General features: G+C 67.1%; 10 protein-coding genes. 2 read left to right on the top strand and 8 right to left on the bottom strand.

All coding sequences use genetic code 11. The features are described 5' to 3' along the window. Positions 1 to 269 precede the first annotated feature (269 nt). Positions 270 to 4,331 (top strand): Z1 domain-containing protein, encoded by a 4,062-nt coding sequence (locus ACFFHU_RS29415; protein ID WP_377343721.1) that lies wholly within the window; start codon positions 270 to 272, stop codon positions 4,329 to 4,331. Between the two features lie 111 nt (positions 4,332 to 4,442). On the opposite strand, the gene ACFFHU_RS29410 is transcribed toward ACFFHU_RS29415, so the two are convergent. The 4 genes from ACFFHU_RS29410 to ACFFHU_RS29395 form a co-directional block, all read right to left on the bottom strand. Then, positions 4,443 to 7,355 (bottom strand): Z1 domain-containing protein, encoded by a 2,913-nt coding sequence (locus tag ACFFHU_RS29410; RefSeq protein WP_377343720.1) that lies wholly within the window; start codon positions 7,353 to 7,355, stop codon positions 4,443 to 4,445. Then, positions 7,352 to 8,341: a PD-(D/E)XK motif protein gene (locus tag ACFFHU_RS29405; protein ID WP_377343719.1), complete on the bottom strand. Its 990-nt coding sequence runs from the start codon at positions 8,339 to 8,341 to the stop codon at positions 7,352 to 7,354. The genes ACFFHU_RS29410 and ACFFHU_RS29405 overlap by 4 nt, the downstream gene beginning before the upstream one ends. Further along, the gene (locus ACFFHU_RS29400) at positions 8,338 to 9,786 is read right to left on the bottom strand and encodes an ATP-binding protein (RefSeq protein WP_377343718.1); all 1,449 of its coding nucleotides are present in this window, start codon (positions 9,784 to 9,786) and stop codon (positions 8,338 to 8,340) included. The genes ACFFHU_RS29405 and ACFFHU_RS29400 overlap by 4 nt, the downstream gene beginning before the upstream one ends. Positions 9,787 to 9,895: 109 nt before the next feature. Then, positions 9,896 to 11,881, bottom strand: coding sequence for an AIPR family protein (locus tag ACFFHU_RS29395; protein ID WP_377343717.1), 1,986 nt, complete (start codon positions 11,879 to 11,881; stop codon positions 9,896 to 9,898). Positions 11,882 to 12,253: 372 nt separating this feature from the next. On the opposite strand from ACFFHU_RS29395, the gene ACFFHU_RS29390 reads away from it, so the two are divergent. Further along, a complete protein-coding gene (locus tag ACFFHU_RS29390; RefSeq protein ID WP_377343716.1) occupies positions 12,254 to 14,218 on the top strand; it encodes a DNA cytosine methyltransferase in 1,965 nt (654 codons plus the stop codon). On the opposite strand, the gene ACFFHU_RS29385 is transcribed toward ACFFHU_RS29390, so the two are convergent. The 4 genes from ACFFHU_RS29385 to ACFFHU_RS29370 all read right to left on the bottom strand — a co-directional run bounded on the left by ACFFHU_RS29385 (position 14,208) and on the right by ACFFHU_RS29370 (position 19,319). Beyond that, positions 14,208 to 15,482: an ATP-binding protein gene (locus tag ACFFHU_RS29385; protein WP_377343715.1), complete on the bottom strand. Its 1,275-nt coding sequence runs from the start codon at positions 15,480 to 15,482 to the stop codon at positions 14,208 to 14,210. The two genes, ACFFHU_RS29390 and ACFFHU_RS29385, sit on opposite strands and share 11 nt — an antisense overlap. A 477-nt stretch (positions 15,483 to 15,959) precedes the next feature. Next, a complete protein-coding gene (locus ACFFHU_RS29380; RefSeq protein ID WP_377343714.1) occupies positions 15,960 to 16,445 on the bottom strand; it encodes a very short patch repair endonuclease in 486 nt (161 codons plus the stop codon). 81 nt (positions 16,446 to 16,526) lie between these two features. Then, positions 16,527 to 17,399 carry a restriction endonuclease gene (locus ACFFHU_RS29375; protein ID WP_377343713.1) on the bottom strand — a complete coding sequence of 291 codons (873 nt, stop codon included), beginning with the start codon at positions 17,397 to 17,399 and terminating at the stop codon, positions 16,527 to 16,529. 1,599 nt (positions 17,400 to 18,998) lie between these two features. Next, positions 18,999 to 19,319 (bottom strand): hypothetical protein, encoded by a 321-nt coding sequence (locus ACFFHU_RS29370; protein ID WP_377343711.1) that lies wholly within the window; start codon positions 19,317 to 19,319, stop codon positions 18,999 to 19,001. Positions 19,320 to 19,321 lie beyond the last annotated feature (2 nt).

Below are 19,321 nucleotides of genomic sequence, written 5' to 3'. Positions count from 1 at the left end.
CGAAGAAGTACCCGATGAGCTGCGTGAACGTGCGGTGCGCTCGTATCGGGAGTCGGATCCCAAGTCACGAAGAGAGAGGCCTGTCCTAATCTTGACGGAATCCACAATGATCTAGGCCGAGCACTGCCTCGTCAGCGTGGGACGTAGGGGAACTGCCACCGACCGGCGCTGACCACTGCTGACCTGGCGACGCGGCGAAAGTGCTGTCATGAATCGGTCCCAGCCGCCGGCCGTTTGCCCGGGCCCGCCGCAACCACCAGGATGGGTGCGTGCGTTGGTGGCTCACCGGGATCGCGGCGTGCGGATTCCTTCTGCTCGTCTTCTTCCTGACTCGGCAGGGCCGCAGCCAAGCGGACGAGTGGATGAGCATCCTCGGCGGCCTGGCCGGGGTCGCCGGCACGTCGGTGCTGTTAGGACAGCTCGTCCTACAGGCGCGCGGTCGGCCGCAACGGCAGGCCCGGCGCGAGGTCCTGCGGCGGTGCGCGCTCCACCTATCCGAGGGAGACCTGCCCCGGGTCCGCGACGTGCGCCCGGCACAGCTCGGGGTCAAGGCGGCTATCGGTTCCACCGGACCGACAGCCCGGAACACCCTGCCTTACCTCGAACGCGAGGCGGACAAGGAGCTGGACTGGCTCGTGGCCGGCGGCGGCGTGGTGCTGGTGTACGGCCGCGCCGCGGTGGGGAAGACCCGCACCGCCTTCGAGGCGATTAACCGCCTGCGGCCGGAGCACGGACTGCTGGTGCCGGAGTCCGGCCGGGCGCTCCGGGAGCTAGTTGACTCTGGGGAGGAACTGCGGAACGTTGTCGTCTGGCTCGACGACCTCGAGCGTTACCTGACGCCGCAAGGGCTCGACCGCAGCGTGCTGGAGCGGGTGTCTCCGCCAGGTCGTTCCGATGTCGTCGTCCTCGCCACGATTCGGGGCGAGGAACTCGACCGGCTGCACCGGCGACCGGCCGGTCCGGGCAGCGTGCCGGCCGCCGAGGAGTTCTGGACCGGTGTCGGGGTGCTCGAACGTATCCCGGAGGACCGGCGCGTCCGCATCGACCAATATCTGAGCCTGGTGGAGCAGCGGAACGCTCGGCGCAGCGATGACGACCGGATCGTGGCGGCGGCCGGGGCGGACGCGGGCTTCGCCGAATACCTGGCCGCCGGCCCGCAGCTGATGCAGCGCTGGACCGCCGAAGGGAACCGGCTAGCGGACCTGGGCCAAGCGCTGATCAGCGCCGCGGTGGACTGCCGCCGCGCCGGATGGTCCCAGCTGATCCCCGAGGATCTGCTGACCGTGCTCTTCCGGCACTATCTGACGCCGGCCCTGCGGGAGCGCGGTGACCTGCCGCCGACCGCGGCCGGACTGGGCTGGGCGAGTGAACCGCTTCTCGGCGCGAGTTCCTGCCTCTGGCCCGGCGCCGGCGACGGATACCAGGTCGCCGACTATCTCGTCGACCGCACCGATCACGGGGAGGGCCGGCTGGCCAAGGCGGCGGTCCCGCGGATCGTCTGGGGCGCGCTGCTCGGGCGGGCTAGATCCGAGAACCGCTTCCTGATTGGCACCGCCGCGTACACCCGTGGCGAGCACGATGTGGCCGAGGCGGCGATGCGCCCGCTGGCCGACGCCGGGGATCCGCTCGCGATGTTCAACCTGGCGGTCCTGATCAGCCGCCGGACGGCCTGGGACGAGGCGAGGGACTGGTACCGGCGCGCCGCGGATGCCGGCCACATCGCCGCAATGGTGAACCTCGGGATGATGCTGCGGGAGTCCGGCGAGGACGTCGAGGCGGCGCAGTGGTACCGGCGGGCCGCCGATCACGGGCACGTGGCGGCGATGACAAACCTGGGTGTGCTCCGGAAGATTGGCGGAGACCACACCGGTGCCGCCTACTGGTACCGGCAGGCAGTGGCGGCCGGGGATACCGACGCGATGTACAACCTGGGCCTGCTGATGGAGGAACGGGAGGAGCTCGGGTACGCGCGTCTCTGGTACCAGCGGGCCGCCGAGCAGGGGCATCTGCTCGCCGCCGGGCAGCTGCACGATCTGGCCGAGCCCGAAACCGAGCCCGCAGCCGAGCCGGAGACCGGATCCGCCGAACCCGTGCCCGAGATGGTGACCTTCGACGACGACGACGACGGCTCGCCGGCGCCGGCCCCGGTCGACCCCGGGCCCGCTTGGCGGCAGTGCCGGAACCATCTGATCGTCGACGCCGGATTCCCCCACGCCACGGTGTCCGCCGTCGAGGCGCAGTCGGCGGAGCTGATCCGCCGGATGCCTCCGGCCGAGTCGGCGAGGCCGTTCCGGGGCCTCGTGGTCGGTCATGTAGGCGCGGGCATGTCGGCCTGGCTGATCGCCACCGTCGCGATGGCGCTGGACCGGGGCTACCGCCTGGTCATCGTGCTGACCGGGCCGCTGAATGGGCAGGAACGGCAGGCGCGGCACCGGATCGAGCGCGCCCTCGGCGTCACGGACGGGTCGGGCTCGCTCCGAATCCTTGTCCTTAAGAAGAACGGGGCGGTGCTGCGACGGCTGCTCGCCGAGATCGACAGCGCGAGAATATCCGGTTGGCCGGCCCTGGTCATCGACGACGCGAGTGACGAGGCGACCGTCTCGGCGATGCCCCGCCGGGACTGGGAGCACACGGCGCGGGTCGAGGGCTCACTCGCGATCCTGCTTCATCGGCTGCTGACGCAGCAACTGCCACAGGCAGCGTATGTCGCGTTCGGCAAGACGTTGTTCACGAACGCGCTGGTGGATCCGGCCCATCCGGCGGGACTATTCCCCCGAGATCTCGTGATGTGCCTTCCAACCCCGGACGGTTACGTCGGGCCGGATATCCTGCGGGACCTCGACCCGGAATCGCTGACGTGTGCCGACCCGACGGTGGTATCCGAGCGGCCGGCCCACGTCCGGCTCTTCGACGGAGACGAGCGGGACGAGTCGCTGCGGGCCGCGCTGGACCTCTGGGTCCTGACCGGAGCGGTCCGGCGGTATCGCGAACGATCGGGTTCCGGCCCGGCCGGGGATCACGTCCTGCTCGTTCACGGTCCACGCCGGATCGACGAGCGCTGGCTGCTCGCGGAGCGCATTGAGGTGCTCTGGCGCGAGGACGACGGCGACCGGGGCCGGAGGTTGCGGCACCGGTACGAGACCGACATTCTGCCGGTCAGCCGGTCGATCGCTCCCGAGCTGCCGATGCCACCGGACTTCGAGGGTCTGCAGGCCGATCTGGCCGCTGCTTTCCGGCTGATCGGTGAGCAGCCGGCGCAGGCCAACCTGCGTACTCACCACGAGCAAGCAGGCCGAGCGTCAGGATGGTCGGTTGTGGTGCTTTCCGGCGCGAGCCGGGGCACCGCGCCGAGCGGCACCGTGATCACGCACATGTGGTACACCTCGGCCTCGCTGGACCGGCTGTCCCAGGCGGGACAGTCGCTGGGGTTCCGCGCGGCCTACCGGGACCTGATCCGCTTCGTGACGACGCCGGCCTTGCACCATCCTTTACTGGCGGCTTTTCGAGCAGAGTCGGCCGCCCGGCACGGCCTCGCGACGTTCGGCCCACTCCCGCCCCGCCGGTTGCCGCAGGCACTGGTCGCCCTGCGCCCAGATATCCGGGTCCAGTGCAGGGACCGGGACTGGAACGCCTACCTGATCGAGCTGCGATCACCGGGACGCCCGATCGAGCCGGTGGCCTACCCGGTCGACGGCATGGTGATCCGCCGAAATCTCCGGGCCTGGGAGCCGGTGCTGCGGACCCCGCGGACTAAGCACCATTTCCGCACCGGGATCCGGACCGGAGAGTTCTCGGCCCTAGTGTCGGTCGTCGACCATCGGACGCTGATGTCCGTGCTGGGCGGGCTGACCTGGCTGGCGGAGGATGCCTTCCGGCCCCACCTGACCTGGTTGCGGAGCCTGACCGAACGTCAGCTCGCCCGATGGGTCATCGTGTTCCCCGAACGTGCGCGCGCAGATAGCGCCCGGACGATCCTGGGCAGCGGACCGTTTACGATCTCGGTCCGCCGGCGTACCGATCGTGGCCCCTTTCGGGTCATATCCACCCCGCTGCACCGGGAGGTCGCGCGCCGGATCACCGGCCTCTCCTCACGGGTTGCCGACGATGTCGCGGACCGGCTCAGCGGGCCGGCCACCGGCTGCCTCCTGGTTTACGCCGTCGCGGAGGCCGCTCCAGACGGGGCCACCGGTGGGCCCGCCGACGAGAAGGCCACCACCCTGGCCTTCCACATGGTCACCCCAATGAGCACGGCGCCGACCGACGGCGCGCTCAGCGCCTGGAGTGTCCGGTCACCCGACGACCCCTCGGCGGTGACGACCGACGGTGCCTGACCGGCATCCATGGCCCGGCACCGCAGCGCTTGGTCGAATCTCAAAACACGACCTCGGAGCTCGTTGTCCGCTCACCTCATAGGGCTCCGCAACGCGGCCCTATGAGGCACCTCAGCGGCTCTCCTGCGTATCGACGACCAAAGCGTAGGGGTTCGTCTTGTCCACTGTCACCCAGTGCATCAACTTGCCGCCGGCTGGCACCGTGGTAGTTGGGGTGACCAGGTGGAACCCGATCGTTACCCTTTCGTCTTCGATGGCTTGGCCCTCACTCCCGGAAAGGCTGCCCTTCTCGACGGTTGGGTAGAGGATGATTGCTCCGGTGGAGTCGCCCCTGAGCGCGTCGGCTTCGGGATCAGGGGTTGGTGTGTCTAAACCAGCAATCCTCATCGCTGCGTTCCGGTGTCGTTCCTCGCTGAACACTCGGAACGAGGCGCTGGACGAGGTGCGTTGGCGTTCGAAGATGCTGAAGGGTCCGTGTCCGGCGACGAGGCGTCGTGTGGTGGACCTCGTCTGCTGGGGCAGGAGCACGATCCACCGTGCGAGTTGGTCGTCGCTCAGGCGGCGCAGCCAGGCTAGTTCGGGTTGGAAGGTGTCATCGGCCAGCCACTTGAGGTTGCCGAGCACGGCCAGAAGCGCTGCGTGACTGACGATTGCCGCCCCCGCCTCGTAGGTGGTCTTGGCTCCCGGCACCACGAACCTGACGGACCGTTGGGCTGCGGCAGCGAGTAGCGGTTCCCACTGTTCGAGGTTGTGCTTAATCTTGGTTCCGACAGAGGGGAAGGCCACGGGTTCCATGGGCTGGCCCGGTGAGCTCTTCAGGACGAGCTTGGCGTTCCACATCTTGTTGCGGCCGGTGGGTCGCAGGTCCGGGCGGTGCTGGGCGATCAGGGGCGGGATCTGCCGGGGGGTCAGCTGGGGCCTGCCGTCGGCCGGGGCCGCGTACTGGCGTAGTTCGCGTCGGAGGAAGTCCTCGTCGCGGCAGGCGGCCTCGAACATGTCGTGCAGGTCAGGGGTGGTGTAGAGGCGGACCAGGTCTCGGTAGCCGGGTCGGAAGCCGAACCACCGGCCCATTTGCATGAGCGTGTCGACCTGTGTCGTGGCGCGCCGGTAGTAGGTCACGGTCAGCCCTTCCACGGTGAAGCCGCGGGCGAGCTTGTTTCCGCCGACCAGGATGCGCCAGATCTCGCGCTTGTCGAAGTCGAGGCTCTCCTGCTGCCTCTCAAGGTCGGTGTCGCTGTTCACGACGATGACCGGACTGCCGTTGCGGTCGGCGGGGCTGATGAGCCGGAGTGCCTCGCCGATGTCGTCGCGCAGGTCGTCGAAGTCGGCCGGCGTGAGCAGCGCGGGCGCCTGCGCGCGCGACACGGGCAGGACGTCGGTGAGGTACAGGTCGCGTAGCCTGGTCAAGCCGCTGGCCCGGTAGTAGCCGGCAGTGTTCCACAGGTGGCCGATCAGCTCGGCTGTCTGCCGGTGGGAGTCCTTGCCCATGGCCTCGTGGATGAGCATCGTGTGGTGGCGGTAGGTGGTTCCGTGTCGCTGTCGGTACAGCTTGATGGCGCCGGTGAGGACGAACATGTCCATCGCGCGGCGCAGTTCGCCGTCGTCGGGCTCGTCGCCGAGGTACCGCACGTGGGCCCGTTCCTTCGACGTGTCGAGAGGACGCTGCTCAAGGGGTAGTTCGGCGTCGAAGTCGTGGAAGTCCTCCGCGCCCATGTAACCGTCGGGTCGCGGCAGGGAGATGAGGAAGTCGCGCGGAAAGATGTCCTCGACGTCGGACGGGTCGATGAACACGTTGGCGTAGGGGGTGGCGGTGTAGCCGACGTACTGCGCGCGGGGCATCATCCGCAGCAGTTGCCCGATGAGGCGGTTGATCGCGGTGCGCTTCCTGCTGTCCTCCTTCCACTTCTTCGGGCTGACGGTGTTGACCGAGGCCTGGTCCGACTCGTCGTCGATGATGAGGACCGGCACCTCACCGAGGCGTTCGCTGATGCGGCCCAGGTCTGCCACCAGCGCCTCGAGAACGGAGGCGTTCTTCTTGGCAACAACGAGACGAGCGTCACTGGTGTGTAGGTTCGCCGGGTCGAAGAACTTCCGGTTGCGCTCTCGTCCCCTGAACTCTAGAGCGGAGAAGCCCATCTTGAGCCGCCTGTAGTCACCGGCGTGGTTGCTCAGGCGGTGGATGTCGGGGTACCCGGCGTCCGACGGCCGTCCGCCGTGGCGGACGAAGCGGTCGCGTTTCCAGTCAGGGTCGTCCTGGTACTCGTGGGCCTTCTGGTCGTGGGGGGAAATCTCCCGTTCGATGTTCTCTCGGCCGCACAGCTCGATGTCGAGACGTCGCTGGGTCTGGGCGCGGAGCATGTTGGTCGTGCCGGTGAGCACGATCACGAGTCGGTAGCCCGCGTCGATGGCCTTTGCGACGACGCCGGTGAAGTTTGCGGTCTTGCCGCTCTGGACGTATCCGACGACGAGGCCTTTTGCCTGGTACGCCACCGGCCGGGTCGGGTCCGACAGGCGGCGGACCACTTCCTCGGTGGCCCTGTCGAGGTCGGCGACGGCGTCGGGGTTGCGCCACTTGTCGAGCAGGTGACGCTGGTAGTGCGCCCAGTAGAAGTTGCGTTCCGTGCGACGTTCGGGGGTGCGCCACTCCTCCCAGTCGTCTGCGATGACGATGGGACCGTCGGCGGCGGCGAAGGGAAACAGGTCGGCGAACAGACCCGCTGTCTGCCCGTCAATGCCGAGAGCGGCGATCACCGCCTCGCGGCGTGCGGCAGTGTTGTGGCTGGTTGCGCCGGTCCAGGGAGCGCCGCTCTGCTCGTGGTCCCAGGCGGCGAGGGCGTGGGCGAACTGCTGGCGCAGGGCGTCCTCGGGTCCGGCGTCTCGCAGGTGGCCCAGGAGGGCGGACCCGTCGCCGATACCAGGGCCGTCGCCGCCCAACATGGCTGCCAGCGCATGCAACGGCTTTGGTCCTGGACGCTGCATGGCGTCGAGGGCGGCGCTGTAGGCGGTGGTGACGCTGTCGCTCATGGCAGTTCCCGCTGTCCCATAGTGAGTGCGTCGGTGAGGATCTTTGGCGTGGGGTCGCCGCTTCGTCCGGTCAGGTCTAGGCGGTAGCGGACGTCGGTCACGTGCGTTCCGTCGACGCCGGCGTCTGCCAGGAGGCGGGGTGTGAGGCGGGGGAACGCCTCGGTCACCTGGAATGTCTCGGGCGGGGTTCGTAGACGCCACCGGCGTTGACAGGTGGTCGAGTAGCGGTCCCGCCAACCGGAGCCGCGAAGCAATTCGTCGAATGCGGCGCGGTGGGCCGTGAGCGACAGGTGATCGCGGATGCTCGTGATGAGGTCCGGTAGCGTGCGGCCCGCGCTGCCGGCGGCGGTGATCTGTAGGGACACCAACCAGAGTTGCCGTTCGCCGGTCTCGACCAGCTGTGTCAGCGAGGAGATCCAGTGGGCGCGGCGTTCGGACACGGTGGTCTTGACCTCGACGTCGTGGTCGGGGAGCCCGAAGTCGTGCTCCTCGGCCTGCCCGCCGCGCCATGACGCGAGCGCGGTGTCCGGTCCGGCGGCTTGTGCGAGTCCGGCAAACAGGAGCAGCTCCCCGATCAGCCCCGTCTCCTTCTCCTGTGAGAGGACGTCCTCCGTCTGTAGGAGGTGTCCGAGGCGGCGCAGGGTTTCGGTCAGCGCGGCGGTCAGTGTCTGCTGGCCCAGTTGAACCCGGTCGGCGACGGCGCACAGCAGGGGATAGGCATCGACGAACAGCCGGGGATCGGTGACGGCGATCTCGATCATTCGCTGCCCGTCGTGGTGCACGGCGCGGACGGTGAGGTGCTCCAGCCCGGCTGGTGCAACCTCGTGGGACGCTGCGGGTCCGCGGAGTCCAACGCGGTTGCCATGGGGGTCGACGAAGAGCACAAGCCGTGGTGATCCGGGGATCGGGTGGTCGATCGGGACGCTGCTTCGCAGGTAGTCGGCGAAGCTGTCGGCGCTGAGATGACGGTCGGCTGGTGTCGTCATGAGCGGGCCTCGAAGGTCGACCTCTCCGCCTTGGCGGCGGTGGTCAGGACCTCCTGCCAGAGGTCCATGTTGTCCTTGTCGCGGGCGCCGAAGTGCGCACCCTCGAAGACGTTCTCGGCGAGCAGAAACAGCAGTGCCTTGAGGACCGGCACATCGTTACCTCCGCCGCGCCGTCCACCGAGCAGTGCCTGCCGGTATGCCCGGTTGAGCCACAGGGTCCTGGTTCCGCGGTCGAACTCGAGGAAGGCGTCGGTGGTAAACCGTTTCCACTGGATGTTGAGGGGTTCCTCGGGCAGGAGGGGTAGTTCGTCCCGGATCTCGCGGGACACCTTGGGGTGGAAGCCCTTGCCCGGGGGGAGTACAGCCTTACGGCGGGCGGTGGTGCGTCGGTTGGCGATGACCCATGCCGTCTCAGCAGCCTGGAGGTAGTCGGTGATCGTGGTGCCGTCCTCGGCGCGTGCCTTGGCGACGGCTTGGGCGAAGCGGGGGCCGGCCGAGACACGGGACTTCTCGGGGTTCATGGCGAACAGGCCTGCGGTGTCTCCGTCGATGTCGATGCAGACCCGGGCAAGCTGGAGCCGGGGATCGGGTGCGTGGATGCCCTCCCAACCGCCGGCGTGCAGGAGTCGTCCCCTGCGGTAGAAGTAGAGACCCTGTCGGGCCTCCGCCCCACCGGGCAGTCGGTACTCAGGCGAGTTGGAGCGGCGCGGCCAGATGTGGCAGCGCAGGAGCAGGCCCGTCTCCCCCGTCTGGACCTTCAGGTCCTTCGGCCAGCCGAGCAGCGTGTCCGGGTAGGCAAACGGGTCGAGGGGTGCGACCGGGTGACGGACGCCGACGCCGGACGCCACCTCCTCGACGTCGATCACGATCTGGATATTGCGGTGGGCGAGGATGCGGTGGAAGGTCAGGCCTAGGTGGCCCTGCAGGTGCGAGATGGTTCGGCTGAGGAACTCGTCGACCTGCTCGGGGTCGTTGGACGACGGCAGGCCGTTCACCTGGTCCCATCGGATGACCGTGCCCGAGGCGCTTGTGGAGAGCATCCAGTTGCGGTCGAGTTCGGCGGCGGCGAACGTACCGGGGACGATCTCGCAGGTGAAGTCCCGCCTGCCGGACGTGAGTTGCCAGCGTCTCCCCACGGCTGGATGTCCGGCGGCACGGGACAGGACGGTGAGGCTGGCGGCCTGGCTGAATGAGGCGGCTTTGAGACCGACGCCGAAGTGTCCGAGGTCCTCGCCGGTGTACGTGCGCTGACCACCGATGGTCATTGCAGCGTCGATACGGTCCGGCTCGATGCCACGGCCGTTGTCAACAACATAGAGCCCGACCAGCCGGGTGCCGCGTTGGACGAAGCGGACCAGAACCTTTGTGGCGCCGGCGTCGATGGAGTTGTCTACCAAGTCGGCGAGGGCTGTCTCCAGGGAGTGGTTGCGGCCCAGGGCGTCCATCGCCCGCGGGTCCGGCGGTAGCTGCACCGCTCCCTCGGTGGGGACCTCCTGAGACCAGAGGGACATCGACGCTCCAGTGGGTGGTAGTCGGTTGGTGGAGGCGGAACTGTCAGAATCCGTTGACGGGACGGAATCCATGGCGTCTGGCGTGGTGCATGGCCTCCAGCGCGTAGCGCAGGTGTTTGCCGGCGGGATCCCAACCCTGGTGCAGGGCTTGGGCGACCTCGGTCGCCGACCGCCGTTGCTCCTGGCTGAGGATCCCCGTGGCGGCGCCCCAGGCGGTCAGGTCGCTCCAGTCAGCACCGGTGGTGCCCCGGACCAGTTGCAGGTCGTCGCCGTAGCTGTCGATGTCGACGAGTTCCGCCTCCAGCTGTGGCGGGATGACCCAGTCGAGTTCGTGTACCGCTGTCCAGCACTCCGGTCGCTTGGTCCACTCGCCCACGTTGGTACGGCCCTCAGGCGGCGACGTGATGACCTTCTGCACCAGCGGGCACAGGTCGGTTACGGCGTCCTGCAGCGCGGAGGTGAGGTCCTGGTTGCGCCAGATGCGATCGAGGTCAATCCTCTGGCTGGTCGCGTGGGCGAGCTTCGCAACGGTGTAGGTGACAATGTTGGCCTTGTACCCACCGAAGTTCTGTCTGGCGACGAGCTTGTCGACCTTCCTGAAAAGGATCGCCTTGGCCACCAGATGCCGGCAGTACTGCTTGTCCACCACCGGCGGCTGCTCGTCCAGCCGCTGCGAGAACAGGGTGAAGTTCTTCTCCGCCCCTAGGCTGACCAGATGCGGTTCCATGCCCCAGGAGTGCTCGAACTTGGCCAGGTCGGACTTGGTGAATTTCTGGGCTGACGGGTTGGCAGCCTTGAACACCTTCTGCCGGGCCGGTGTCCCCTCACGGGTGAGAGCGTTGGCGTACTGGCCGCGGGCCCGTTCGTAGAACCAGTGAGTGTCGTGCGGATGGGCAGGACTTGGCGGTGCCCACAGGGTCCGCATGATCCGCTCGACGTCGACGTGGAAGGCGCTGTTCGCCTTCAGGTCGGAGGCCGTGACGCGGTTCTGGGTGTTGGAGTACGCGGAGATCTGCGGGACGATGTCGTCAAGCCGGTCCGGTGAGACAACGGTCAGCTTCATCTGTACGTGCGCGGCGCCGACGTCGACCTTGTTGCGGCGGGCGTGGTGGATCGTCGCGGTGGTCTGCCCTCCATTGACGATCTGAAGGTTGTAAATGCGAGAGATCATCCGCTGACCGGACGTCGTGTCTTCGAATTCGACCTTCGAGGCGGTGGCTGCAATCCCGTTGTTGTAGGCGAGGAACCGCTCGGGGTTGCTCCTCAGAGTGTCCAGGATCCCCCGATTGACCGCGCCGCGGACCTGAAGAAAGGAGCGGACGTTCAGCTCCAACAACCGGGCCCCGTGGGCGGAGTACAGCTCGGCCAATCCGCTGGCGGGCACGATGGCCAGCAGAACCGAGTAGTCCTCGTCGGTACGCGGGGTCGCCAGGCAGGGCAGCCCTTCCGGGAACTCCGCAACGATCGGCTCGGCTTTGCTCCCAGAGGCCGACCAGTTGGCCAGGCGCCGCAGGTCCCACAACTCCCGGCTCACGTGCCGGCCCTCGAACAGCATCGGCGCGACACCGTCGCGGACCACGCTGCGAGCGTTGGTAACCAGCACCAGACGGACCGACTCGACCCGATCGAATCTCTCGCTGACGGCGGCGCACAAACCGGCGACGTCCGAGGAGCGGTCACGCCTGGCCAGAGTGCCGGCGACACAGCGCGAGAGGAAGTTCTCCAAGCGTCTGAACGCCGCCTCAACCTCGGCACGGCCGATCTTGTGGTCGTCGTCGGCACGGGGGCTGTAGTGCGTCAGGAACAGGTCCAACGATCGGTCGTCGGACGCAGCACCGTACCCGCTGACTTCCACCCCGTGATCCTTGAAGCGAACCGCCACGACATCCTCGGTGTGTCCGTCGGCGGCCAGCTGGTCGAGCATCAGCTGGGTGAAGGCCTCTTGGAGGTCGCAACCCTCGATCTCGGACTGCGCCCTGACGTCCTCGATGAGGCCGTGTGCATAGGCGCTGACATCCGGCTCAGCCATGCATACCCCTGTGCCGCAGGACGCGGGCTCGGCACGACGGGCCGCACATCCCGGACGGACTTGTGAGGGGCATGTACTTCTCCGGAGTTACTCGGTAGCTGAGGTGACTGTTCGCGCCGATGCGGTTGCGTGATGGGACCAACTCTCCACGATAAGGACAGGACCGACAAGACCCGGCGGGTGAGTCGTGATCACCTCATCGGTCCTGTTCCGGACCCACACAGCCACCTGTGGCGCGACCAATGCCTGAAAGACTTCGCGGCAATCCGTGAGGCGGGGAGCCAGGCATGACGACGCGGGGCGGCCGACGTCGGGCGTCGGACCGCAGAGGTAACCTGCGCAGTGCGTTTGCCGATTGGGGAGGTGACACGGGTGACGGACAATAGCGTCGAACGGCGTCGCGCGGGCTATGGCGTTAAGCTCGTGCGTGGCCCGTTCGTGCGCCTTGCGCCACATCGTGAGGCTTGTAAGGACGACGCCGAGTTCCTCCGCTTCGCGGCGGCGTGCCGTGAGCGGGGTGAGCGGCTGGCTGCTGACCTGTTCAGCGGTGCCGGTGGCCTCAGCCTGGGTCTCACCGAGGCAGGATTCCGTGTGGTCCTGTCGGCTGACCGCGATCCAGAGTCCGTCGAGACGCATCGACACCACTACCCGGGCCTCACCCTTGACTGCGACCTTGGAGAGTCGGCTAACGTCCGGCGGATCGCCGCCCTGGTCAAGGCAGCGGGCATCGAGCTGCTGGCCGGCGGCCCACCGTGCCAACCCTTCTCCCGAGCGGGCCGGTCACTGATCCGTCACCAGGTCCGCCACGGTCTCCGCCCGGCGCACGACGAACGCCGGGACCTCTGGCGCTCATTCCTCGAGGTAATCCACCTGGCCAGACCCGCTGCCGTGATCATGGAAAACGTCCCCGACATGGCCCTCGACCGGGAGATGTTCATTCTCCGCACCATGGTTCACGAGCTGGAGTCGATCGGTTACGCGGTCGAGGAGCGAGTTGTTGACACCCTCCGCTACGGCGTGCCCCAGTTCCGCCAGCGGTTGATCCTGGTCGCACTGCGAGACGGGATCGCCTTCGACTGGCCGCCGGAGGTACCGGACCGGGTGTCGGTGTGGAACGCGATCAGCGACCTACCCGAGGTGGAGGGCGGCTGGAGGCCCGAGGGCGGCGCCGACGGCTGGTCAGACTACGCCGGCCCCGCTTCTGCGTTCCAACGGCAGATGCGTCAGGGTGTTGCACCGGCGGACACGGGCAAGGTCTTCGACCACATCACCCGCCCCGTACGCGAGGACGACCAGCGCGCCTTCGACATGATGGACGCCGGCACCCGGTACTCGGACCTGCCGGAGGACGTCAAGCGCTACCGCGACGACATCTTCGACGACAAGTACAAGCGCCTGAGCGAGGACACCTACTCCCGCACCATCACCGCGCACATCGCCAAGGACGGCTACTGGTACATCCATCCCCGACAGGACCGCACAATCACCGTGCGTGAGGCCGCGCGGCTGCAGACCTTCCCCGACTGGTTCCGCTTCGCCGGCCCACCCTCGGCCGCGTTCCGCCAGATCGGTAACGCCGTACCCCCGGCGCTCGGCGCCCACCTCGGGCGCGCCGTGATGGCAGCGGTGGACGCCCCAAGGCCAGTTGCCTACCGCAGCCGCGACATCGCCCAGGCCCTCACCGCCTGGTTCGACGACCTGGGCGAGCTGGCCCTGCCGTGGCTGCGTGCCCGGACACGGTGGCAGGTCATCTCCGCGGAGATGCTCCTCGACCGCGCAGCGCCCGAGCAGGTCCGAATCCTCTGGTCACTGCTCGAACGATGGGAGCAGCCGCAGGACACCGTCGACGCCGGAGACGAACTCATCGAGATCGGGCGGTGGATCAACCGCGAGCACCGCGCCGAGCGTCTGCTCGAACTGGCGTGCACGCTAACGTCGCAACCGGATCTGCTGGACGACGACAAGATCCACAGTCTCCGCGGGGTCGACGCCTCGGTGGCCGACCTCGCCGTCCTCGTAATCCCGACCCGGGACGAGGACAACGCGGAGGAACCCGTCCTCATTACCAAGGGCACCCATCGCGTGGCCGCCCGCTTCACACGCGAGGACGAGCATGTCGAACGCAGCAACAGGATGACCGCTGGGCGCCTAGCCGTCGCGCGGATGATAGGCGATGACACCGACGCGCGGCGGGCGCACCTCGGTCTGATCGAGCTTGCCGTCTCCGTCTGCCGCCCCACCGACCCTGCCTGCCCACGCTGCCCCCTCAACAGGGCATGCAGCGAGGCGGCGAAACGGGGCAGTCGGAGCGGACGGCAGCCGGTGGTCAGTCCCTGAAGCCGAGCGCGGCGGCGATGTCGGGGGCTTCGGCCCGCAACCTCTTCCCGATGCGTTGCAGGGCCGCGTACTCACCTGCGCGCATGGCAGCGGCCCGCAAGGCCAAGCCGATCACCGGCATGGGTGGCGTCGCTCCGGATGCCTCGCTGCGCGACAGGGCGGCCAGTTGCTCGGAGGCTACCCCCGGAGGACCCTCGGAGGCGCCGCGCGAGTTCTTGCGGTAGGCGTCGTCCGCCCGCATGCACAGCTCGTGCACGGGGCGTTCGATCAGCTGACGTAACTGCGGTGGCATCGCCACCCGCATCTTCGCCACGTTGATGTTGAACACCACGTCAAGATCTGTGTCGAAGTCCAGCGCCGCCCGCGCGAGTTTCGTGTGTTCGTCGATGCCTCGTATGCCGTTCCATCCGCCCCACTGGACCAACCGCTGGGCGCGGTAGACGTACAGGCCCTGCTGACGGTTCCAGTTCATCGGACCAGACAGGCGCTCGAACTCCGCCTGCGACGTGAACTGGTCGCGGGACGGCAGGACGTACCGTTGCAACGACACGGTGCCGTGGGCCTCACCGACGGTCACTTCGAAACGGAGGGGAGGCAGTGCCTCCCGTCCTGGCTCGTCGGGGGCGAAGGGATTCCACGGCCGGACCTTCTCACCGTTGACGGTGATCACGAGACCGCCACCGACCTCACCCTCAAGGAAACGGTGGAAAACGGTACCCAGATGGTCAGCCGTCCTGCCCGCCAGCGCTTCCAACCGACGACGCGCCCAGCCGCCCTCCGGCTTACGTTCGGGCAGCACCCGGTCGAGTCCGCGCCAGAGCACCACGGTGCCCCCCGTGTCCGCCACCGCCTTGCGGGCTCTGCCGACCTGCTCGTCGTTGGCCGGTTCGGCGACGACCCAGTCGTCCACCTCGGCGATGAGATCGAGATCGATCATCCGCGACACGGTGCGGGCCGTGGCGGCCCTCCTACGACTGATAACCGCCAGGGACCGGCACTGCGACAGAGACGCGGTCTTCAGCCCCAACCCGTACCGGCCGAGGTCGCCGCGGCCGTAGTCGCGCCGGCTGCCGTAGCGCAACGCCTCCAACAGCCCGTTGGCGCTCATACCCTCGCCGTCATCGGCGATCATCACCCACGAGTCGGACCCATCGAACACAATATCGATCTCTACGCGGTTCGCACTTGCGGCGACGCTGTTGTCCACCACGTCGGCCACCGCGGTCGGAAAGTCGTAGCCGATGTCGCGCAGCGAGTCGGTCAACCGCGCAGCAGACGGCGCCACGCTGTACAGATTTCGTACGCTCACGACGCTTCCTCCGTTCCGACAACGACGATGGGGACCAGGATGTCACACTCACCTGGCTGCCGTCTTGCTGGACGCTCCGGACCCCCGACGGGCAACCCCACCGCGCGCGAAGGGTCGATCTTGCAACCATCCGAGGGCAGGCCTCGCCCTCCGAGAACCCGTTCCGCCACCCTGCTCTGAACACCTCAATCGTTCTCGAGGGTGCGGCCATCAGCGTGACGCACAGATCAATTAGAACACGGGTTCGACCTTCCTGGGCTGCCGCCACTTGGGAGAGATCCGCGGCAGCGGACAACCAAGGGCCACGCGCTGCCGACACAGCCCGTAAGCGATCGGCCGTTGCCGCGCTCCGCAATACTTCCTGTTGCCCACAGCACTCCCGACGGTGACCCGTTCCAACGGTCTCCTTCGGTCGCCGGCCAAGTGCATGACTCAGCCCGTGGTCGCCGAGCCCCACGAGTGTCCGCGAACCTCCACGGCAATCCGGCGAGCTGCCACTTCGACCCCACGTCGTATCTCGCACTCCCAGACCCGAACCACACGCCAACCGGCCGCACGGAGCTCAACGTCGACCCGCCGATCACGAGCTCGGTTGGCGGCGATCTTCCCAGTCCACCTCTCCGCGTTGGGACCCCTGAAGCGTGTGGGCCCGTGCTGCGGACAGCCGTGCCAGAAGCAGCCATCGACGAAGACTGCGACACGCGGCCCAGGAAAAACAAGATCGGGTCGGTACCGGTTCACCAGGGTTCGTCCCAGCCGAAAGCGAAGACCAAGAGCGTGCACTGCCCGACGTAGCGCGACCTCCGGCGCCGTGTCGCGAGTGGGTCGTCCCCTCAGGTGCGCTCCCTCGACGGTGGCGATCCAGCCGCCCCTGTCGCTGCCCTGCTGTCGGGAGGCAGGGCCATCACGGCCTACCATCACTCAGCCCCATGTCCTCGTAACGGCTTGAGCGCCGCCTGTCGGCGCCCATTCCAGTCTCAACCACTTCACCGCAATAACTCACAGATCGACGAAGAATTCCTTTTCGACGCGCACATCCTCAACTACGCGCGTTTCCGTCCGGACCCCCAGCTCATATTCTTTCAGGAGGTCACATAACCGTCGTCCATCTATCAGGTCCACGGGCGGTGCGCCGTCCCGCGTCGCCTCTGCCTTCGCTTCCGCCGTAAACGTGCCCGTAGTGATTAGCAGGCCTTTGTCTCCCCGCCCTGCCATGGCTCCCCTAAAGTCTCGGACAGCACCTGATCCGACGCTGCCTCGATACCGCTTCGACTGGAAAAAGACGGGAAACGAGACCAGAGACATTCGATAGATTCCTAGCCCGTCGATGCCGCCATCGCCGGACCGCCCAGTTACCGTCGTGCTTATGAAGCCCGCCTCCCGCAGTAGGCGTCGCGCAAGCCGTTCGAAAGCGGCGGGCGATACGGACATCAGTACTTCTAGCAACTGCTCCCGCCAGTCCTGCTCATCCTCGATCTGCTGGTCCACCTCGTCCGACATCAGCCGGGACTGCTGCTCCCGGCGCTTGGCACGCAGCTCGTCGCGCCGGCGCGCTACCACCCTTGCATGCAGGACCGGTATCTCGTCGCGGTCGACTGACCGGCCAAGTTCTGTGAGCGCCCAGACGCCACGACGGCTATTGACCAAAAGATCCATGGACTTGAGAGAGGTACGCGCCCAGGCAAGACGGTACTCGATCTCTGTCCTCGGCCCGTCCCCATGCAACACCTGCTGCTGCTCTTCGCTGTACTTCTGCTGGTCGAGGACGGCTTCCACAATCTCGTCGATAGATCCCGAACCGCCCAGCGTCCGAACGGCCTGAACAGTCGGCCAAAGCAGCTTCGCCTGGTCCGGTACCCGTGCGCTCGACATGGGCCCAGTCTGCCTTAAGTCCGTCAACTCGTCGCTGGACCGCTCCTTGCTCAGGCAGAAGTGCCGGCACATGAAGTCTGGCTGGCTGGCGCAAGCAAAACATGTCGGTGCTCTGGCAGGACTGCGCCAACCGAAGGTCTCAACGCCACGCAGTCCCTCCCACGCTCCCCGGCTGCTCCGGGCACCGAGCGCGTCGAGGCCGGACCAGTTGCCGGCTGTGGCTGATCAGCTCTCCGCGCATAAGAACCCTTATGGGCGGCTGGGTGCTCGGCGTGCTCGTGCGACGAGCAGGGCTCACATCCAGCCTGGTCCGGTGGGACGCCGTGTGGTCCGACATGGGCTGTCGCCGGCGGTGGCCGCGACGACGGCTACGCGGCTGGACAGTAGCCACTCCCGCGGGTTGTGCAGGCGGTCACGGGTTGGTGGAAGCAGTGGCGTGAGCGCGGCCCGGTGTACAGGTTCGTCGAGGCGGCGGCCGTTCGTGCCACGGCCCATCTACTTGCTGCCCGAGGGTCAGGCTCCGAACGGGACGGGCGGCCTATGGCTAGTGCGATTGGCACCAAGCCATGTGGCGAGTGGTCGGCGTCGCAGTGTGCTGGCCCATGCCGAGCCCTCCGGCGTAGCGAGCACCGTGATGGTGGACCCGACCGGATTACTTCGGGCGAACTTCCTATAGGCGCAACGAGCCACTCAACGGGCGCATGCGCAACAGGAAAGGATACTTCTCTATGCGGCGCTCTTGCAAGGGCGTAGCCCGGCAAGCCACTGTGACGTAGCGGTCGTAACGCTGGCATCTGTGCTAGTCGATCCGGTGCGGACGATAGGGATCGATGTCCATCTGTACTGTCCCGCACAATATTGTCCGTTCTTATATGCATGCGAGAACGGACATTCAACTCTTTTTATGTCAAGATCCAAGAATTCAACAGTTCGGTGCGTGTCCAACTGCCGCTCCGGGCGTTGAGATCCGCAGGAGGGCCGCTGCTGCTCGGCTGTCTGTTCACCGGTGACAGATAACCGAGGGGGAGCCCCTCCTGAAAAAGAAGAGCCCGACCGGCCCAGACCCACCGGGATGATGACCGTTCGGGTGGTTGTAAATGCAGCGGCCATCGCGCTCGACCTGACGGCAGAACTGCTTGAATCGGGTGGACGCGGTGGCCCTGCTATGGCAGCCAGGACCACCGCTCACCTGCTACAGCTCGCCCTGATCTTCATTGCCAGAAGGGGCAAGCGGTAGCCGACCCGGGGTCCCGGGACCCGCCGCACGTCGGCGGGCCCGGGACCCTTAGCTGGGGGCCGTACCCGGAACCTGAGCGTTGCAAGACCATCAGGACTTGGGCCGCCGATTGGCCCTACTCCATCTTCTTTAGCAACTCTTGCGTTGTCTATAGGTAACGGGTGACGGCGTGAAAGCTCGCTCAGTCACCTGGAAGTCCAGCATATTCACGGGCTAGGTGGGCAACCGTGTCCTGTTGGCGGACTCACTCTCGATGATCGGTGGACCAGCATGGACCACCCGTTGGCCACTGCCTCGGAAGATGTCCTATCAAGGTGAGACCGAGGGGTCGTGGTGTTCAGGTTAAGCAGTAGTAAGGGCCCTTAGTTACATTCGGGTGGTAAAGCCTGTTCGCGTTGCTTTGTCGACGGGTGCCCATGCGGTGGTCTGAAGGCTGCTACGAGTGCGGCGAGTTCGGCGGCTTGCTGCGGGTCGGTGAGGTGTTCTCGGCGGTAGCCGTGTTCCCACATCAGGGATCCGAGCTGGCTGCGGGAGATCACGTACTGGTTGCGAGGGCTTTCCCCCGACCCATCCGGGCTGACCAGGTGCTGCCCGTCGGGAGTGCGGACAATCAGTGCGGGGCCGTGAGGAGTGTGCTCGGCCAGTCGTTTGACCGCGTCGGTGAGGTCATGCATCGACTCCATCG

Origin of the sequence: Plantactinospora siamensis, assembly GCF_042434095.1 — a bacterium.
Classification (GTDB): Bacteria; Actinomycetota; Actinomycetes; order Mycobacteriales; family Micromonosporaceae; genus KBS50.
Note: the sequence above shows the minus strand (reverse complement) of the source record. Positions and strands in the feature narration are given on the sequence as shown.